The 688-nt window shown below is 62.6% G+C and carries 1 pseudogene; it reads left to right on the forward strand.

The window, feature by feature from the left end:
• Nucleotides 1–688 (forward strand): annotated as a pseudogene (locus EYW47_RS07445) (YadA-like family protein); the annotation flags it as partial.

Here is a 688-nt window from a genome sequence, read left to right on the forward strand (position 1 = left end):
TCAGGGCGACATCACCAACATCAACGGCAAGCTCGCTGATGCGGTGGTCTACGACTCGTCGGCGCACGATACGCTGACGCTCGGTGGCGCAGACGCCAGTGCACCGGTCGCGTTGCATAACGTCGCTAACGGTGACCTTTCCGTCGCCAGCACCGATGCGGTCAACGGCTCCCAGCTCTACGCCACGAACTCGAACATCTCGAACCTCTCTGGCGACGTCACCAACATCCAGGGCGACATCACCAACATCAACGGCAAGCTCGCCGATGCCGTGATCTACGACTCGTCGGCGCACAATTCGGTGACGCTCGGCGGCGCGGGCGCCAGCGTACCGGTCGCACTGCATAACGTCGCCAACGGTGACCTTTCGGTAGCCAGCACCGACGCCGTCAACGGCTCCCAGCTCTTCGCCACGAACTCGAACATCTCGAACCTCTCCGGCGACGTCACCAACATCCAGGGCGACATCACCAACATCAACGGCAAGCTCGCCGATGCGGTGGTCTACGACTCGTCGGCGCACAATTCGGTGACGCTCGGTGGCGCAGGCGCCAGCGTACCGGTCGCACTGCATAACGTCGCCAACGGTGACCTTTCGGTAGCCAGCACCGACGCCGTCAACGGCGCACAGCTCTTCGCCACGAACTCGAACATCTCGAACCTCTCTGGCGACGTCACCAACATCCAG

Source organism: Paraburkholderia silviterrae (assembly GCF_004353915.1).
Lineage (GTDB): Bacteria > Pseudomonadota > Gammaproteobacteria > Burkholderiales > Burkholderiaceae > Paraburkholderia > Paraburkholderia silviterrae.